General features: G+C 73.9%; 15 protein-coding genes. 13 read left to right on the top strand and 2 right to left on the bottom strand.

The window, feature by feature from the left end; translation table 11 throughout:
• The first annotated feature begins 42 nt into the window (after nt 1-42).
• The 13 genes from BTM25_RS18135 (at nt 43) to BTM25_RS18070 (ending at nt 13,662) form a co-directional block, all read left to right on the top strand.
• Entirely contained in the window at nt 43-1,200 is a 1,158-nt protein-coding gene (locus tag BTM25_RS18135; protein ID WP_103564039.1) for a peptidoglycan-binding protein, read from the top strand.
• On the top strand, nt 1,197-1,952 hold the full coding sequence (locus BTM25_RS18130) for an ABC transporter ATP-binding protein (protein WP_103564038.1): 756 nt from the start codon (nt 1,197-1,199) through the stop codon (nt 1,950-1,952). Before BTM25_RS18135 ends, BTM25_RS18130 begins: the two co-directional genes overlap by 4 nt.
• Complete coding sequence (locus tag BTM25_RS18125) at nt 1,949-3,145, top strand: ABC transporter permease (RefSeq protein WP_205648139.1); 1,197 nt, start codon at nt 1,949-1,951, stop codon at nt 3,143-3,145. The genes BTM25_RS18130 and BTM25_RS18125 overlap by 4 nt, the downstream gene beginning before the upstream one ends.
• Nucleotides 3,146-3,184: 39 nt before the next feature.
• On the top strand, nt 3,185-4,189 hold the full coding sequence (locus BTM25_RS18120; RefSeq protein ID WP_235828465.1) for a ParB N-terminal domain-containing protein: 1,005 nt from the start codon (nt 3,185-3,187) through the stop codon (nt 4,187-4,189).
• Nucleotides 4,190-4,533: 344 nt separating this feature from the next.
• Nucleotides 4,534-5,469: a helix-turn-helix domain-containing protein gene (locus tag BTM25_RS29265; protein ID WP_146059074.1), complete on the top strand. Its 936-nt coding sequence runs from the start codon at nt 4,534-4,536 to the stop codon at nt 5,467-5,469.
• Nucleotides 5,470-5,734: 265 nt separating this feature from the next.
• A complete protein-coding gene (locus BTM25_RS18105) occupies nt 5,735-6,088 on the top strand; it encodes a hypothetical protein (protein ID WP_146059073.1) in 354 nt (117 codons plus the stop codon).
• A 254-nt stretch (nt 6,089-6,342) separates the two neighbouring features.
• Nucleotides 6,343-7,407, top strand: a complete 1,065-nt coding sequence (gene hppD / locus BTM25_RS18100) for a 4-hydroxyphenylpyruvate dioxygenase (RefSeq protein ID WP_103564034.1) — start codon at nt 6,343-6,345, stop codon at nt 7,405-7,407.
• Between the two features lie 112 nt (nt 7,408-7,519).
• The gene (locus BTM25_RS18095) at nt 7,520-9,013 is read left to right on the top strand and encodes a tryptophan 7-halogenase (RefSeq protein ID WP_103564033.1); all 1,494 of its coding nucleotides are present in this window, start codon (nt 7,520-7,522) and stop codon (nt 9,011-9,013) included.
• A 13-nt stretch (nt 9,014-9,026) separates the two neighbouring features.
• Nucleotides 9,027-9,392, top strand: coding sequence for a chorismate mutase (gene aroH / locus BTM25_RS18090; RefSeq protein WP_103564032.1), 366 nt, complete (start codon nt 9,027-9,029; stop codon nt 9,390-9,392).
• Between the two features lie 531 nt (nt 9,393-9,923).
• Nucleotides 9,924-10,148, top strand: coding sequence for an MbtH family protein (locus BTM25_RS18085; RefSeq protein ID WP_103564031.1), 225 nt, complete (start codon nt 9,924-9,926; stop codon nt 10,146-10,148).
• Between the two features lie 67 nt (nt 10,149-10,215).
• Nucleotides 10,216-11,055: an alpha/beta fold hydrolase gene (locus tag BTM25_RS18080; protein WP_103564030.1), complete on the top strand. Its 840-nt coding sequence runs from the start codon at nt 10,216-10,218 to the stop codon at nt 11,053-11,055.
• A 74-nt stretch (nt 11,056-11,129) separates the two neighbouring features.
• The gene (gene aroF, locus BTM25_RS18075; RefSeq protein WP_103564029.1) at nt 11,130-12,176 is read left to right on the top strand and encodes a 3-deoxy-7-phosphoheptulonate synthase; all 1,047 of its coding nucleotides are present in this window, start codon (nt 11,130-11,132) and stop codon (nt 12,174-12,176) included.
• A 481-nt stretch (nt 12,177-12,657) separates the two neighbouring features.
• Nucleotides 12,658-13,662, top strand: a complete 1,005-nt coding sequence (locus BTM25_RS18070; protein ID WP_103564028.1) for a ParB/RepB/Spo0J family partition protein — start codon at nt 12,658-12,660, stop codon at nt 13,660-13,662.
• A 291-nt stretch (nt 13,663-13,953) separates the two neighbouring features.
• On the opposite strand, the gene BTM25_RS18065 is transcribed toward BTM25_RS18070, so the two are convergent.
• Nucleotides 13,954-15,093: an alpha-hydroxy acid oxidase gene (locus BTM25_RS18065; protein ID WP_103564027.1), complete on the bottom strand. Its 1,140-nt coding sequence runs from the start codon at nt 15,091-15,093 to the stop codon at nt 13,954-13,956.
• Nucleotides 15,077-16,174, bottom strand: a complete 1,098-nt coding sequence (gene hppD, locus BTM25_RS18060) for a 4-hydroxyphenylpyruvate dioxygenase (RefSeq protein WP_103564026.1) — start codon at nt 16,172-16,174, stop codon at nt 15,077-15,079. Before hppD (BTM25_RS18060) ends, BTM25_RS18065 begins: the two co-directional genes overlap by 17 nt.
• Nucleotides 16,175-16,277 lie beyond the last annotated feature (103 nt).

Here is a 16,277-nt window from a genome sequence, read left to right as displayed (position 1 = left end):
CCCGACCGCGGCCCGGGACCGGCGACACCAGGGGAGCGGATCATGAGCGCGACGCACGTCTCGGTGGACGGCCCCGGCACCGGCCCGGCGGAGAGCCCGCGGCCCCGACGCCCCCGGCGCGGACGGCGCGGCCGCATCATCGCGGTCGTCGTCATCGTCCTCGCCGGCGCGGGCGCGGCGGTCGTCGTCACCGACCCGTTCGGCGGGTCCGGCAAGGCGCCCTCGATCGACAGCGACGCCCCGACGGCCCTCGCGAAGGTCACCCAGGGCACGCTGGAGGCCCGGACGCAGGAGAACGGCACGCTCGGCTACGCGGGCAGCTACGACGTGATCAACCAGGCCAGCGGCACGATCACCAAGCTGCCGTCCGTGGGCAAGATCTTCCGGCAGGGACGCGCGCTGTACTGGGTGAACGGGAAGCCGGTCGTCCTGCTGTACGGCGCGTACGTCCCGGTCTACCGGGCGCTCAAGGAGGGCATGAAGGGCGTCGACGTCCGGCAGCTCAACGCCGCGCTCGTCGACCTCGGCTACGCCTCGGGGACCGGGCTCAGCTCCACGTCGTCCTACTTCAGCTCCTCGACCGCGTACGCGCTGGAGCAGATGCAGGACGACATGGGACTGGACGAGACCGGTGAGCTGCCGCTCGGCCAGGCGGTGTTCATGCCCGCCAAGGAGATCCGCGTCCTGACCGTCACCGGCGTGCGCGGCGGGCCGATCGCCCCCAAGAGCACGGTGATCACGGCGTCGTCCACCGACCGGCAGGTCACGGTGTCGCTCAACGCGAGCCAGCAGACGCAGGTGAAGGAGGGCGACAAGGTCACCATCACGCTCCCGACCGGACGGACGACGAACGGCGTGGTGCGGTCGGTCGGCAAGGTCGCGAAGAAGGACTCCAGCGGCGGGTCGGCGAAGATCACGGTGAACATCCGGCCGACGGACCAGAAGGCCACCGGACGGCTCGACCAGGCGCCCGTCCAGGTCGCCATCGTCACCGACACCGCCAAGGACGTGCTGTCGGTGCCGGTGAACGCGCTGCTCGCGCTGGTCAGCGGCGGGTACGCGGTCGAGGTCGCCGAGGCAAACGGCGTCCGCAAGCTCGTCCCGGTCGAGACCGGCCTGTTCGACGACAGCGCGGGACGCGTCGAGGTCAGCGGCAACGGCCTCGCCGCCGGGCAGAACATCGTGGTGCCGGCCTCATGACCGGGATCCACGCGATGCCGGGGCCGACGCGGACGCTCACGCCCGGCGAGCCCGTCCTCCAGCTCGACGGCGTCAGCAAGGTCTACGGCGGGGAGGCCCCGGTCACCGCCCTGGACGACGCGACCTTCACCATCAACCGCGGCGAGCTGGTCGGCATCGTCGGGCCGTCCGGGTCGGGCAAGTCCACGCTGCTCCAGGTCATGGGCACGCTGGACCGGCCGACCTCGGGGACCGTCCACATCGTCGGCGAGGACGTCGCCCGGATGAGCGACCGCGACCTCGCCCGGCTGCGCGCCACCAGCATCGGCTTCATCTTCCAGCAGTTCTTCCTGTCCGACTACGCGACGGCCGTCGAGAACGTCGCGAACGGGCTGCTGTACGCGGGCGTCCGGTACAAGGACCGGCTCACGGCGGCGCGCGAGGCGCTCGGCCGGGTCGGCCTCGCCAAGCGCGCCGAGCACCGGCCCTCGCAGCTCTCCGGCGGTGAGCGCCAGCGCGTCGCGATCGCCCGCGCGCTCGTCGGCAACCCCGCGATCGTGCTCGCCGACGAGCCGACCGGCAACCTCGACAGCGTCTCGGGGAACACGGTGTTCTCGCTGCTCAAGGAGCTGAACGCCGAGGGAACGACGCTCGTCATCATCACCCACGACCGCGACATGGCGGCCCGGCTGCCGCGCCGCATCGAGGTCCTGGACGGCCACATCGTCGCCGACACGGCCGGCCCGGACGCCAACGAGAGGCCGCTGTCATGATGACCACGACACCCGGGCGGCTCGCGCCGTCCGACCTCGCCCGGGTCGCGGGCGAGGGGCTGCGCACCCGGCGGATGCGCGCGGCGCTGTCCGCGCTCGGCATCGCGATCGGCGTCGCGGCGATGGTCGCGGTCCTCGGGCTGTCGGCGTCGTCGCAGGCCGGCCTGCTCGCGCAGATCGACAAGCTCGGCACCAACCTGCTGACCGTCACCGCGGGCAAGACGCTGACCGGCGACGACGCCGAACTGCCCAAGGAGGCGCCCGGCATGATCGGGCGCGTCGGGCCCGTCCTCCAGGTGCAGAGCACCGGGACGACCAAGGCCAACGCCTACCGCAGCCCGCTCATCCCGACGATCAACACCAACGCGCTGTCGGTCAACGCGTCCAGCCTCGACCTGCCGAAGGCGCTGCGCGCGACCGTCGCGCGCGGACGGTACCTCAACGCCGCGACCGCGCAGCAGCCCGTCGCCGTGCTCGGCGCGATGGCCGCCAAGCGGCTCGGCATCGACCGCATCACCCCGAACCTGCGGATCTGGGTGGGCGGCCAGTGGTTCTACGTCTCGGGGATCCTCAACCCGGTCGTCCTGACGCCGGAGATCGACACCTCGGTGCTCGTCGGGTATCCGGCGGCGCAGAAGTACCTCGGGTTCGACGGGCACCCGTCCACGATCTACGTCCGGACCGAGACCGAGCAGGTCAAGGACGTCTACAACGTCCTCGCCGCGACCGCGAACCCCGCCAACGCCAGCGAGGTGACGGTCAGCCAGCCGTCGGCCGCGCTGGAGGCCCGCGCCGCCGCGCAGTCCGCGCTGAACGGGCTGTTCCTCGGGCTCGGCGCGGTCGCGCTGCTGGTCGGCGGCATCGGCGTCGCGAACACGATGGTCATCTCGGTGCTGGAACGAAGGTCGGAGATCGGCCTGCGGCGCTCGCTCGGCGCGACGAAGGGCAACATCCGCGTCCAGTTCCTGTCCGAGGCGATCCTGCTGGCCGCGCTCGGCGGCGTCATCGGGGTCGCGCTCGGCTCGGTCGCGACGTTCATCTACGCGGCGATCAAGGGCTGGTCCACGGTCGTGCCGGTGCTGGCGTGGGGCGGCGGGTTCGGGGCGTCGGTCGCCATCGGCGCGATCGCCGGACTGCTCCCGGCGCTGCGCGCGGCGCGGATGCAGCCGACCGAAGCGCTGCGGACGGTCTGACCGGACGTGTCCATGATCGCCGCACCGGAGGAACCGGACGTGGAAGCTGAGGGGACACCCCTGTCGCCGGTGGTGCGGGTCGCGGTCGCCGCGCTCGCCCCCGGCGGCTCCCCGCGGCTCTCCGGCACCGATCCCGCGCATGTGGAGGTGCTGGCGGAGACGCCGGACGACCTGCCGCCGGTCATCGTCCACCGCGCGACGATGCGGGTGATCGACGGCGCGCACCGGCTCGCCGCCGCCCGCCGCCGGGGCGCCGAGACGATCGCCGCGGTGTTCTTCGACGGCACCGAGGCCGAGGCGTTCGTCCTGGCCGTCCGGGCGAACGCCGAGCACGGGCTGCCGCTGTCGCTGACCGAGCGCAAGCACGCCGCCGAGCGGATCATCGCCTGGCACCCGCGCTGGTCGAACCGGCGGGTCGCGGCCACGGCGGGCCTGTCGCCGAGCACGGTCGCCAACCTGCGGCGGCGGATGCCGCCGGGCCTGGCGGGCGAGGGGTCGCGGGTCGGGCGCGACGGCCGGGTCCGGCCGCTGGACGGCGCCGAGCGGCGCCGCGCCGTCGCCGACCTGCTGCGCGAGAACCCCGACCTGTCGCTGCGGCGGATCGCGCTCGCGGCGGGCGTGTCGCCGGAGACGGTCCGCGCGGTGCGCAACCGGATGCTCGGGACGGACGAACGGCCCGCGCGCCCGGAGGGCCGCCGCGAGCCGTCGCGGCGCGAGCCCGCGCCCGAACCGCCGCCCGACCCGCGCGTGGACGTGCCGCTCGCGCGCCTGGCGGGCCGCGACCCCGTCGCGGTGCTGCGCCGGCTCGCCGCCGACCCCGCGCTGCGGTTCAGCGAGACGGGCCGCGAACTTCTCCGGCTGCTGCACATCCAGATGATCCGCGAGGAGGAGTGGGACCGGATCATCGAGGAGATTCCCGCGCACTCCAGCGGCCTGATCGCCCAGCTCGCCCGCGAGCGCGCCCGGATGTGGGTGGAGTTCGCCGCGCAGATCCAGCGCGGCTTCGGCGCCGCCCGCGACTCCGCCCGCGACCCCGAGGCTTGACACGCGGCGGCTCCGGCGCGCGTCCGTCCCCCCGCGCACCCGAGGTCTGACGTGCGGCGGGTGGGTTCCGCGCGGGTGTGCGGTGCGGCGCGTGACGCCGGGGGTTGACGCGGGCGGGCGGCCCGATGCGGCCAGTCCGGGGTGGCCTGCGGGCTCCCGCTCTGACGCAGAATGGAGGACGCGGAGGACGTTCGGCCTGCCGTCCGTCGCCGCGACGGGCGCCGGGCGGGCGCCTTTTGGAAGGGCGCGGAGTGGGGCCGCGCGCGTACCCCGTCGGCTGACGGGGCGTTCAGTGCTGCCCCCGTCCGGCCGACACGGAGAACGGATCCGTTTGGGGTAGCGCCATGACCGCCGACCTGACCGCCGAACCGCATGAGGAGCCCGCCGCCCCGGCGCTCCCGCAGGACCCGCCGGTGCTGCTGCCGGTCGCGTCCCTCACGACGGGCGACTCGCCGCGCCGCACGCCCGTCGACCCCGAGCACGTGCGCCGCCTGGCCGCGTCCGGCACGCCGTTCCCGCCCGTCCTCGCGCACGCGCGGACGCTGCGCGTGATCGACGGGCTGCACCGGCTCGCCGCCGCCCGGTTGCGCGGGGACGAGCGGATCGCCGTCCGGCTGTTCACCGGCGCCGAGCGGGACGCGTTCGTGCTGGCGGTGCGGGCCAACGCCCTCCACGGGCTGCCGCTGACGGCGGCCGACCGGCGGGCGGCGGCGCTGCGGATCTTCGCCTCACATCCGGCGGCGTCCGACCGGATGATCGCCGGGATCGTCGGGATGTCGGCGCGGACGGTCGCGCGGCTGCGCGCCGCCGGGGAGGCGACCGCCGCCGCCCGCGTCGGCCGGGACGGCCGGGTCCGGCCCGCCAGCGGCGCCGCCGGCCGCCGCCGCGCCGCCGCGCTGGCCGCCGCCCACCCCGACTGGTCGCTGCGCCGGATCGCGCGGGAGGCGGGGATCTCGCCGGAGACCGTCCGGGACGTGCGCCGCCGGACGAGCCGGGGTGAGGACCCGGTGCCCGAGCGCCGCGCCCGTCCGGTCCCCGACGGCCCCGACGACGGCGGCACCGCCGACCGGCTGCGCGACGACCTGCTCCAGAGCGAGGCCGGACGGGCGCTGCTGCGGCTGCTGAACTCCCACGCCGTCGACGCGGGCGAATGGGAGCGCATGAAGCAGACGCTCCCGCCGCACTGCGGCGACATCGTCGCCGATCTCGCGCTCGAATGCGGACGGGTCTGGAACGCCTTCGCCGAACGCGTGGAGCGTAGAATAGGGGACGTCGCCTGAACCGTGGGGCAAAACGCGCTGATACGTTCCTGAAACCGTTCTTCCCATAGAAAGTCCCGTGCGAATGAACGGGATGTGCGGAGGATGCGTGGAACGCTCGGCAACGCGCCGGGGAACCGCCCGCAACGGGCGCGGCCTCGGACTGATCGTCCTTTTCTGTGTCGCCGTCACGGCGGCGGCCTGCGGCGGTGATCCACCGCGCCGGGGCGCCGCCGCGACGACCGGCGCCCCGGCGCCCGCATCGGCCGGCGACGCCCGGCAGCGGGTGGCGTTCGCCCAGTGCATGCGGCACAACGGCGTGCCGAACTTCCCCGAGCCCAAGGGCGACGCGCCCATCGCCGTGCGCGCGACCGACCGGATCGACGTCCGCTCGGCGGCGTTCCGCAAGGCGCAGAAGGCGTGCTCGCCGCTCCTTCCCGGCGGCTCGGGGCCGCAGGCGTCCAAAGCGGCGCGGACGGCCGCGCAGAAATACGCGCGCTGTATGCGCGAGCACGGCGTGAAGGATTTTCCCGACCCCATGGGCGACGGCGGACTCGTCATCGGTTCGCGGTCGAAAATCGACCCGGAAGGGGGCCCGTACCAGGACGCGAAAGCGGCCTGTGATTCGGCGCTGAGATGACCGCTCCGCGATGAATCCACGGTGTCCTGCCGCCGGTGTCGTCCAGCGTTGACGCGGGGATCGGCCGCGTGTTTCGGTGACGAAACGCGCGGCGCCGCACGAGGGCGCGGCGCCGGCGATCCCGGCGTTCCGTCCGCCGGCGGGAGACCGTCCAAGTGCCGCCGAACGCGCGGTTGGACGTCGGGACTCCCGGCCGGCGGACGGGCCGGACGACCGGGCACGCCTGGCCGGCGCGCCCCGACGGAGGAGTTTCCGTGGACATCCGATCGGTCGATCACATCGAGTTATTCGTCGCGGACGCGGACCAGGCGGCGGCGCGGCTCGCGCACGCCTACGGGTTCGCGATCACCGGGCGCAGCACGCCGTGGGGCGCGGGGGAGGCGGGCTACACGTCCGTCCTGCTGCGCCAGCGCGACATCACCGTGCTGCTGACCGCCGCGACCGGCAGCCGCCACCGCGCCGCCGAGTACGTCGAACGGCACGGCGACGGCGTCGCCGTCATCGGCCTCACGGTCGACGACGCGCAGGCCGCGTTCGCCGCCGCCGTGGAACGCGGCGCCGAGCCGGTCGCGCCGCCCGAGACGCTCGGCCCCGACGGCGGACGCGTCACGTTCGCGTCCGTGGCGGGCTTCGGCGACGTCGAGCACCGCTTCGTCTCCCGGGAGCGGCCGGGCGGCCCGTTCGCGCCGGGCGCGTTCGCCGAGACCGGCGACCCGGCGGGCGAGGGCCTGCTGACCGACATCGACCACTTCGCCGTGTGCGTCCCGACGGGCGACCTCGACCCGATGATCCGCCGCTACGCCGAGGTGTTCGGGATGGAGGTCACGTTCGAGGAGCAGATCGTCGTCGGCAACCAGGCGATGCGCTCCAAGGTGATCCAGAGCCGCTCGCGCGGGCTGACGTTCACGATCCTGGAGCCCGACACGTCCCGCTCGCCGGGCCAGATCGACGCGTTCGTCGCCGGGCACGGCGGCCCCGGCATCCAGCACGTCGCCTACCTGACCGACGACATCGCCCGCGCCGTCGGGACGATCTCGGCGCGCGGCGTCCGCTTCCTGACCACGCCGGACGCCTACTACGACGAGCTGCCCGGCCGGCTCGGCCAGGTCGGCGTCCCGACCGAGACGCTGCGCGAGCTGAACATCCTCGCCGACCGCGACCACGGCGGCGTCATGCTCCAGATCTTCACCGAGTCGGCCCACCCGCGCCGCACCTACTTCGACGAGGTCATCGACCGGCGCGGCGCCCGCACGTTCGGCAGCAACAACATCAAGGCGCTCTACGAGGCCGTCGAGCGGCAGTCGGCGACGGGCCGCTGACCGGGCGGCCCGACTGGTGGACGGTGCCGTGCGCCGCGCACCATGACCGGGACGCAGGCCGCGACGTCGGGCTTCGGCGTCATCGCAACAGCCACGAGAAGGGCGACGGCACATGGGAACCGAAGGTCACGAGGAGTTCGACGTCGTGGTGGTCGGCGGCGGCCCCGGCGGATCGACGCTGGGGACGCTGGTGGCGATGCAGGGCCACGACGTCCTGCTGTTAGAGAAGGAGACCTTTCCCCGGTACCAGATCGGGGAGTCGCTGCTGCCGTCCACGATCCACGGCGTGTGCCGGATGACGGGCGCCACCGACAAGATCATCGACGCGGGCTTCATGCTCAAGCACGGCGGCACGTTCCGCTGGGGCGCCAACCCCGAGCCGTGGACGTTCTCGTTCTCGGTGTCGCCGCGCACCGCCGGCCCGACGTCCACGGCGTTCCAGGTCGAGCGGTCCAAGTTCGACAAGATCCTGCTGGACAACGCGGCCGAGAAGGGCGTGCAGGTCCGGCAGCAGGCGTCGGTGCAGAACGTCGTGGAGGAGGACGGGCGGGTCGTCGGCGTCGTCTACACCGACGCGTCCGGCGAGCGGCACGAGGTCCGCGCGAAGTGGGTCGTGGACGCGTCCGGCAACCGCAGCGGCATCCACAAGGCCGTCGGCGGCAAGCGCGAGTACTCCGACTTCTTCCGCAGCCTCGCGCTGTTCGGCTACTTCGAGAACGGCAAGCGGATGGCCGAGCCGACGTCGGGGAACATCCTGTGCGTCGCGTTCGACAGCGGCTGGTTCTGGTACATCCCGCTCAGCGACACGCTGACCAGCGTCGGCGTCGTCGTACGGCACGACATGGCCGAGAAGATCCAGGGCGACCCCGAGAAGGCGCTGAACTCGCTCATCGCCGAATGCCCGATGATCAAGGACTTCCTGTCCGACGCGACGCGCGTCACGACCGGCCAGTACGGCGAGATCCGCGTCCGCAAGGACTACTCCTACCGGCAGACGAAGTTCTGGAAGCCGGGCCTGGTGCTGGTCGGCGACGCGGCGTGCTTCGTGGACCCGGTGTTCTCCTCCGGCGTCCACCTCGCCACCTACGGCGCGCTGCTGGCGGCCCGCTCCATCAACAGCGTGCTGGCCGGGACGGTCGACCAGGAGAAGGCCTTCGAGGAGTTCGAGGCCCGCTACGTGCGCGAGTACAGCGTGTTCTACGAGTTCCTGATGTCGTTCTACGACATGCACGTGGACGAGGACTCCTACTTCTGGTCGGCCAAGAAGGTCACCCAGAACCAGTACGGCGAGCTGGAGTCGTTCGTGGACCTGGTCGCGGGCGTGTCCTCGGCCGAGTTCGGGCTGAACGACGCCGAGTCCGCCGCGCTGCGCTTCAAGAAGGCGTCGGCGGAGTTCGCCGGGGCCGTGGACGCGATGGCCGCCGAGGGCGACAGCATGGTCCCGCTGTTCAAGTCGTCGGTCGTCCGGCAGGCGATGCAGGAGAGCGGGCAGGTGCAGGGCCGCGCGCTGCTCGGCGCCGACCTGGGCCCGGACACGCCGATGTTCCCCGGCGGGCTCGTGACGTCCGACGACGGCATGCTCTGGCAGGCGCCCGCGCAGGGCTGACGGGAGCCGTCCGATGACCCTGCTCGCGATCCGCGGCGCCGTCCAGGTCGAGCGCGACACGCGGGACGCCATCCTCGCGGCGACCGGTGAGCTGGTCGGCGCGGTGCTGGAGCGCAACGTGCTCGGCGCGGCCGACCTGGTCAGCGTGCTGTTCACCGCGACGCCCGATCTGACCGCCGAGTTCCCGGCCCTGGCCGCGCGGCTCGGCGGCCTGGCCGGGGTGCCGCTGATGTGCGCGGCCGAGATCGACGTGCCGGGCGCGGCGCCCCGGATCGTGCGGCTGCTCGCGCACGCCGAGGCCGACCGGCCGCGCTCGTCCGTCCGGCACGTGTACCTCGGCGGGGCGCAGGTGCTGCGTCCCGATCTCGCCCGGAGCTGAGGGCGGGACCGCGCCCGCTCCACCCCGCGCCGCGAGGCGGCCGGGTGGAGCGGGCGGGCCGAACACGATCCGCCCGCGGTGCGGCCAGGCCCACCGGCTCCCCGAGGCGGACGGCGGACCGGCGAACCGGCCCGGGACGATCGACGACGGCAACGCCCGCCGGCCTGCGGGGCAGGCCGGGCCGCTCCGGACGCTCCTTCGGGCGGGCCGCCGGCCGCGGGGGCGCCATGTCGCCATGACTCGACCGGGGTCCGCCGCTCGTCATCGCCTGTCTCCGTCCGTCGGCGGATCGTGTTCGGCTCGACCGTACGAGACGGGAAGTTTCGTTCCGGTATCAGAACCGGCGGGGACGGTCACGGCGCGTGGTCGCGCCCCGAGGGCGTTCCGATTCGCCCTATTTATCGGAATTACCGGCGCAGTTCTGGACGGCGAGTCGCAGCTCTTGCCCGTTTCTCGACGGGTCGGTTACGTTTTCCGGCAGGACCACCGAAGTTCTCCCAGAGCGTTTCGGGAAGACCAGAGAGGCCGATCATGACGAACCCCTTTGAAGACGAAAACGCGTCCTATTACGTGCTCGTCAACGACGAGGGCCAGTATTCGCTCTGGCCGGCTTTCGCGGACGTCCCGGCGGGCTGGACGGTCGCGCACGGCGAGGACGGGCGCGCCGCGTGCCTGGCCTACATCGAGGAGAACTGGACCGACATGCGGCCCAAGAGCCTGGTCGAGGAGATGAAGCAGTACGAGGCCGCCGGCTGACCCGTCCGCTCCGGGCGCCCGGCCGCCGCGCCGGGCGCACGCCGCCGCGAACAAGGAGGGCCGACCGATGCCGGTCGTCTCGATCAACGGCGTCCGGGTGGGCTATGAGGTCCACGGCGCGTCCGGCCCCGTGGTGCTGCTGGTCACCGGCACGGGCGCGCCCGGCCGCGTGTGGCGGACGCACCAGGTCCCGGCGCTGCTGGCGGCGGGCTACCGCGCCGTCACCATGGACAACCGCGGCATCCCGCCGAGCGACACCGGCGGGGACTTCACGCTCGCGGACATGGCCGCCGACACGGCCGGGCTGATCGAGCACCTCGACGCGGCGCCCTGCCGGGTCGTCGGGTTCTCGCTCGGCGCGATGATCGTCCAGGAACTGCTCGTCGCGCGGCCCGACCTGGCCGAGCGGGCGGTGCTGATGGCGACGCGCGGCCGGTCCGACCCGCTCGCGGCGGCGGTCACGGCCGCCGAGATCGAGCTGTGCGACAGCGGCGTCCAGATTCCGGCCCGGTTCAACGCGGTGATCCGGGCGCTCCAGAACCTGGCCCCGAGCACGCTCGCCGACGACGACCGCGTCCGCGACTGGCTCGACATCCTGGAGATGTCCGCGCCCGACCTCACGGCGATCCGGGGCCAGCTCGGCGTCGACCTCATCCCCGACCGCCGGCCCGCCTACGCCGGGATCGGCTGCCCCTGCCTCGTCCTCGGCTTCGCCGACGACCTGGTGGCCCGCCCCGGCCTCGGCCGGGAGGTCGCCGCCGCGATCCCCGGCGCCCGCTACGAGGAGATCGCCGGCTGCGGGCACTACGGCTACCTGGAGCGTCCGGACGCGGTGAACGCCGCGCTGCTCCGCTTCCTCGGCGCCCCGGCCGACCGGTCGGCGGTCGTGACGCGCGCCGGGGCCTGACGAACTTTTTCCGCATTTCCCCCGCGTCCGGACACCTCTCTCCCTCGGGCGCGCGACCGAGGAGGAGAACGATCATGGTGGTGGTGATGGCCCCCGGGGCCACGCAGGAGGACATCGACGCGGTCGTCGCGCTCGTCCGCACGGCGGGCGGGGACGCGTTCGTGAGCCGGGGGGTGTCGCGGACGATCATCGGCCTGATCGGCGACGTCCCCGACTTCGAGCGGCTGAACCTCGGCGGACGGCGGGGCGTGCTGGAGGTCGTGCGGATCTCCGTCCCGTACAAGCTGGTCAGCCGCGAGCACCATCCGCAGCGCTCGGTGATCCGCGTCGGCGGCGTCCCGATCGGCCCGGACACGCTGACGGTGATCGCCGGGCCGTGCGCGGTGGAGACGCCCGAGCAGACGCTGGAGGCGGCGCTGATGGCGCGCGCGGCGGGCGCGTCGCTGCTGCGCGGCGGGGCGTTCAAGCCCCGGACGTCGCCGTACGCGTTCCAGGGCCTCGGCGTCGAGGGGCTGCGGATCCTCGCCGACGTGCGCGCCGAGACGGGCCTGCCGATCGTCACCGAGGTCATCGAGCCGGGCGCGGTCGAGCTGGTCGCGTCCTACGTCGACATGCTCCAGATCGGGACGCGCAACGCGCAGAACTTCGCGCTGCTCCAGGCCGCCGGGGACGCGGGCCTGCCGGTGCTGCTCAAGCGCGGGTTCAGCTCGACGATCGAGGAATGGCTGATGGCGGCCGAGTACATCGCCCAGCGCGGCAACCTCGACATCGTGCTGTGCGAGCGCGGCATCCGGACGTTCGAGAAGGCGACGCGCAACACGTTGGACATCGCCGCCGTCCCGGTCGCGCAGCGGCTGTCGCACCTGCCGATCATCGTGGACCCGTCGCACTCGGGCGGGCGCCGCGAGCTGGTGGTGCCGCTGACGCGGGCGGCGATCGCGGTGGGCGCGGACGGGGTGATCGTGGACGTCCACCCGCGTCCCGAGGAGGCGCTGTGCGACGGCCCGCAGGCGCTGTCGGGGCCGGACATCGCGGAGATCGCCGACACGGCGGCGGTCCTCGCGCCGCTCATGGGCCGGACGCTGACGATGCCGGCGCCGGCCGCCGCCACGATCGCCTGAAGCGGGGCATTCGTCCCAAATGTTGAAATAGCAACTTTGGGAGGAAAAGTCGGTGTTGATCGTAAAGACGACCCTGTGTAGGGCACCCCTAGGGGTCACGGCCTAGGGGTGCCGATAGGGGTTGCCTAGGGGTTCATGCCCTGAACAGGCCCCATTACCGTCAAAGCATCGGAGGACGCCGCAATTCCAGTCGTTCGCCCGTGCCGACCGCCACGCCGAGGAGGGTGAGGCTGTGGCGAGGGAGCGCACCACCAATTTCGGGGAAATGCCGAGATTCGGGGCCTTTGCTACTGGTGCCGTCGGGACGGGCCCGGACTGGATCGACGCCTGACCGATCGGTCTGTCCGTCCTCCGCCCGGAGGCGGCCCGACCGTGTCTCGCGTGCGGTCACCGGCGGGCGGCCGGAGCACCGCGCGCCAGGTGGGGACCGGTCGTCGCGAGGCCGCTCGCGCACGGCCGGATCAGATCACGAGGAGCTGGCATGCAGCTTGATCAGGCCGAGTTCGACCGCGGACCCGTCGTGCGGGTACCGGTCGACGCGCTCACCGTGGCGGGATCGCCACGGCTCGCGGGGGAGGATCCGGAACACGTCGAGACGCTGGCGGCGTCGGAGGAGGAACTGCCGCCGATCATCGTCCACCGCGGGACGATGCGGGTGGTGGACGGCTTCCACCGGCTGCGGGCGGCGCGCCTGCGGGGGCAGGAGACGATCGCGGTCCGGTTCTTCGACGGAGGGGAGGCCGACGCGTTCGTCCTCGCCGTCCGCTCGAACGTCACCCACGGGCTCCCGCTCTCGCTCGCCGACCGCAAGCGGGCGGCCGAGCGCATCATCGTCTGGCACGCCGAGTGGTCGGACCGCAGGGTCGCGTCCGTCACCGGCATCGCGCCGCGCACCGTCGCGGAGATCCGGCGCAGGCTCGCGGGCGGCGCCGGACCCGAGGGCATCAGGATCGGGCAGGACGGCCGGGTCCGCCCGATCGACGGGTCCGCGGGCCGCCGGGTCGCCGGCGACCTGCTGACCGAGAACCCCGCCCTGTCCCTGCGGCAGGTCGCGCGCGTCGCCGGGATCTCCCCCGAGACCGTGCGCGACGTCCGCAACCGGCTGGCGCTCGGGCTCGACCCCGTCCCGCAGCGGCGCCGCGACCGGGCCGCGCAGAACCGGACGGCCGACGCCGACGGCGCGCGGGCCGTCCCGGCGATCGGGCTCAACCGGGCCGCCGGACGCGGGCGGCGCGGCCCCGCGCCGGACCGCGCCGCGCTGGTCGCCCGCCTCAAGGCCGACCCGGCGCTGCGGTTCACCGAGACCGGCCGCAACCTGCTGCGGCTGCTGACCGTCCACGCCCTCCCGGCCGAGGAGTGGGAGGCGCTCAGCGGCAACGTGCCCCCGCACTGCAGCGCGATCGTCGCGGACCTGGCCCGGCAGTTCGCCGGGATCTGGAACGACTTCGCCGTCCGCGTCGAAGCCGACATCGCGAAGATCAGCTAACCGTCCAAGCGCCGCATCCGAACGGTTGGACACCTGGACGCGCCCCGCCGCCCTCCCCGCCGGCGGCGGGCCGCGCCCCGCCCAATAGAACCCCCCACAAGAACACCCCGCGAAGACGCCGGGCAGAACGTCCGGCCAGAACGCCCGGGCAGGTCGTCGGGCAAGGACGTCGGGCAAGGACGCCCGGCAGGCACGCCCGAAGGACGCCGGGCAACGACGCTGGGCAAGGGCGCCCCGCGAAGTCGCCCGGCACGGATGCCCGGGGGGACGTGCGTCCCCCCGGGCATCCGCTTAGGCGCTCGCGTTGCTCAGGCCGCGTTCCGGCGCCGGGCGGTGCGGTTGCTGTCGGCTGACGGTCCGCAGGCCGCGCGCGTCGCTGGGGTCGTGGCAGCCCGCCAGGCCGAGGGCGTCGCGCAGTTCGCCGCCGAGCAGGTCCAGGACGCGGCGCACGCCGTCCTCACCGGCCGCCGCCAGGCCCCACACCAGCGGCCGTCCGACCAGGACCCCGGACGCGCCGAGCGCCAGGGCGCGGAGCACGTCCGTCCCGCTTCGGACCCCGCTGTCGAGCAGCACCTCGCACGCGGGGCCCGCCGCGTCCGCCACCGCGGGCAGCGCGTCGATGCTCGGCACCGCGCCGTCGAGCTGCCGTCCGCCGTGGTTGGAGACGACCAGCGCGTCCACGCCGAACTCGGCGGCGCGGCGCGCGTCCTCCGGCGCCAGCACGCCCTTCAGCACGAGCGGCAGCCGCGTCAGCGCCCGCAGCCGCTCCACCGACGCCCACGTCAGCCCGGACGAGAACGCCTGCCCGGTGTGGGCCGCCACCGACGACGCGCCCGCCGCGCGGTGGTGCGCCGCGCCGCCCGTGTCGACCTCGGCGGCGCGCACGCCGTCGGGCAGCGCGAAGCCGTTGCGGACGTCGCGCAGCCGCCGCGCCATCCACGGGACGTCCACGGTCAGCATCAGCGCGGCGCACCCGGTGTCCTCGGCGCGCCGCACCAGCTCGACCGTGCGGCGCTCGTCGCGCAGCCAGTAGAGCTGGAACCAGACCGTCCCGCCCACCGCCGTGAGCGCGTCGAGCGGGACGCTGCTCAGCGTGCTCGCCGTGAAAGGCACTCCGGCCGCCGCCGCCGCGCGCACCGCCGCCAGCTCCCCTTCGGGATGGACGAGCCGCTGGTAGGCGACGGGCGCGGCGGCCACCGGCAGCGCCGCCGGACGGCCGAGCAGCGTCGTCGCCGTCGTGCAGCCCGACACGTCCCGCAGGACGCGCGGCACGACGAACAGCGCGTCGAACGCGGCGCGGTTGGCGTCGAGGGTGGTCTCCCGGCCGCTGCCGCCCGCCACGAAGTCGCGGACCTCGGGCGGCAGCGCCGCGGCGGCGGCCCGCTCGGCGTCGTCGAGGCTGTGCAGGCCGAGGTCACCGCTGGAACGCACGCCGGCCCGTCCTCTCCAGCTCGACGGCCTCGTACAGCGCCTTGATGTTCGCGCTGCCGAACTCGGCGGCGTCCTGCCGCTCGATGATCTCGAAGTAGAGCGTGTGCCGGGGGTGGTCGGACGCGGTGAAGATCTGGAACAGCCGGCCCGCGTGGTCCTCGTCGGCGACGACGTGGGTGGCGCGCAGCGCGGCGATCCGGTCCGCGTCCAGCGCGATGCGCTCGCCGAGCAGGTCGTAGTAGGCGTCCGGGGTGCGCAGGAACCCGACGCCGCGCGCCGACAGCGCCCGGACGGCGCGCACCGCGTCGCGGGCGGAGAACGCCAGGTGCTGCACGCCGGGGCCCTGGTGGCTCTTGAGGAACTCGTCGACCTGGCCGGGCGCGGCGTCGAGGTCGGGTTCGAGGAGCGTGAGCGTCACCGCGCCGGACGGGCTCTGCACGACGGTCGACTCGATCGCCTGCGCGCCGACGACGATCCGCTCCTGGAAGATCTCGGTGAAGCCGAGCGCGCGGACGTAGAAGGCGGCGGTGGCTTCGAGCGCGCCGCCGTCCACGCAGACCGCGACGTGGTCGAGCCCGGTGATGCCGACGTCGCGGGGCCGCTCGGCGCGTTTGGGCAGCGACGGGACGAGCCCGACCGGCAGCCCGGGACCGTCCCCGGCGGGACGTTCCACGAGCGTGTGGGCGACGTCCCCGAACCCGGCGAGCACGGCGGTGACGGCCGGTCCCTCGCCCGCGTGCCGGGACGGCCGCCGCAGCGGGGTCGCGCCCGCCGCCACCGCCGCGTCGAACACGGCGGTCGCGTCGGTCGTGCGTAACGCGATGTCGGCGACGCCGTCGCCGTGCGCCGAGACGTACGCGGACGCGGGATGGTCGTCGGACGTGGCCTGCGTGAGGACGAGGGTGACGTCCCCGTGCCGCAGCGCCACGGACCGGTGGTCGCGGGACCCGCCCGAGCCGACGACGGTGAAGGCGTACCGGTCCACCCACCCGAACGCCGCCGCCTCCAGGTCGGCGACGTACATCTCGACATAGTCGATCGACAGATCGGGACCGCGGCCGGCGGCACGCGAAGCGTTCATGGAGTTCTCCGCTCGAACAGGAACAGTTTTGCTGAAACTGTAGAAGCGGGATCGCCGATCTGGCCACGGAAAGCGACGGCGGAAGCGGGCGCGGGGGGCGCGG

Source organism: Actinomadura rubteroloni, from assembly GCF_002911665.1.
In the GTDB taxonomy this organism is placed as follows: Bacteria; Actinomycetota; Actinomycetes; order Streptosporangiales; family Streptosporangiaceae; genus Spirillospora; species Spirillospora rubteroloni.
The sequence above is the reverse complement of the archived record's forward strand: the minus strand, read 5'-3'. Positions and strand labels throughout refer to the sequence as shown.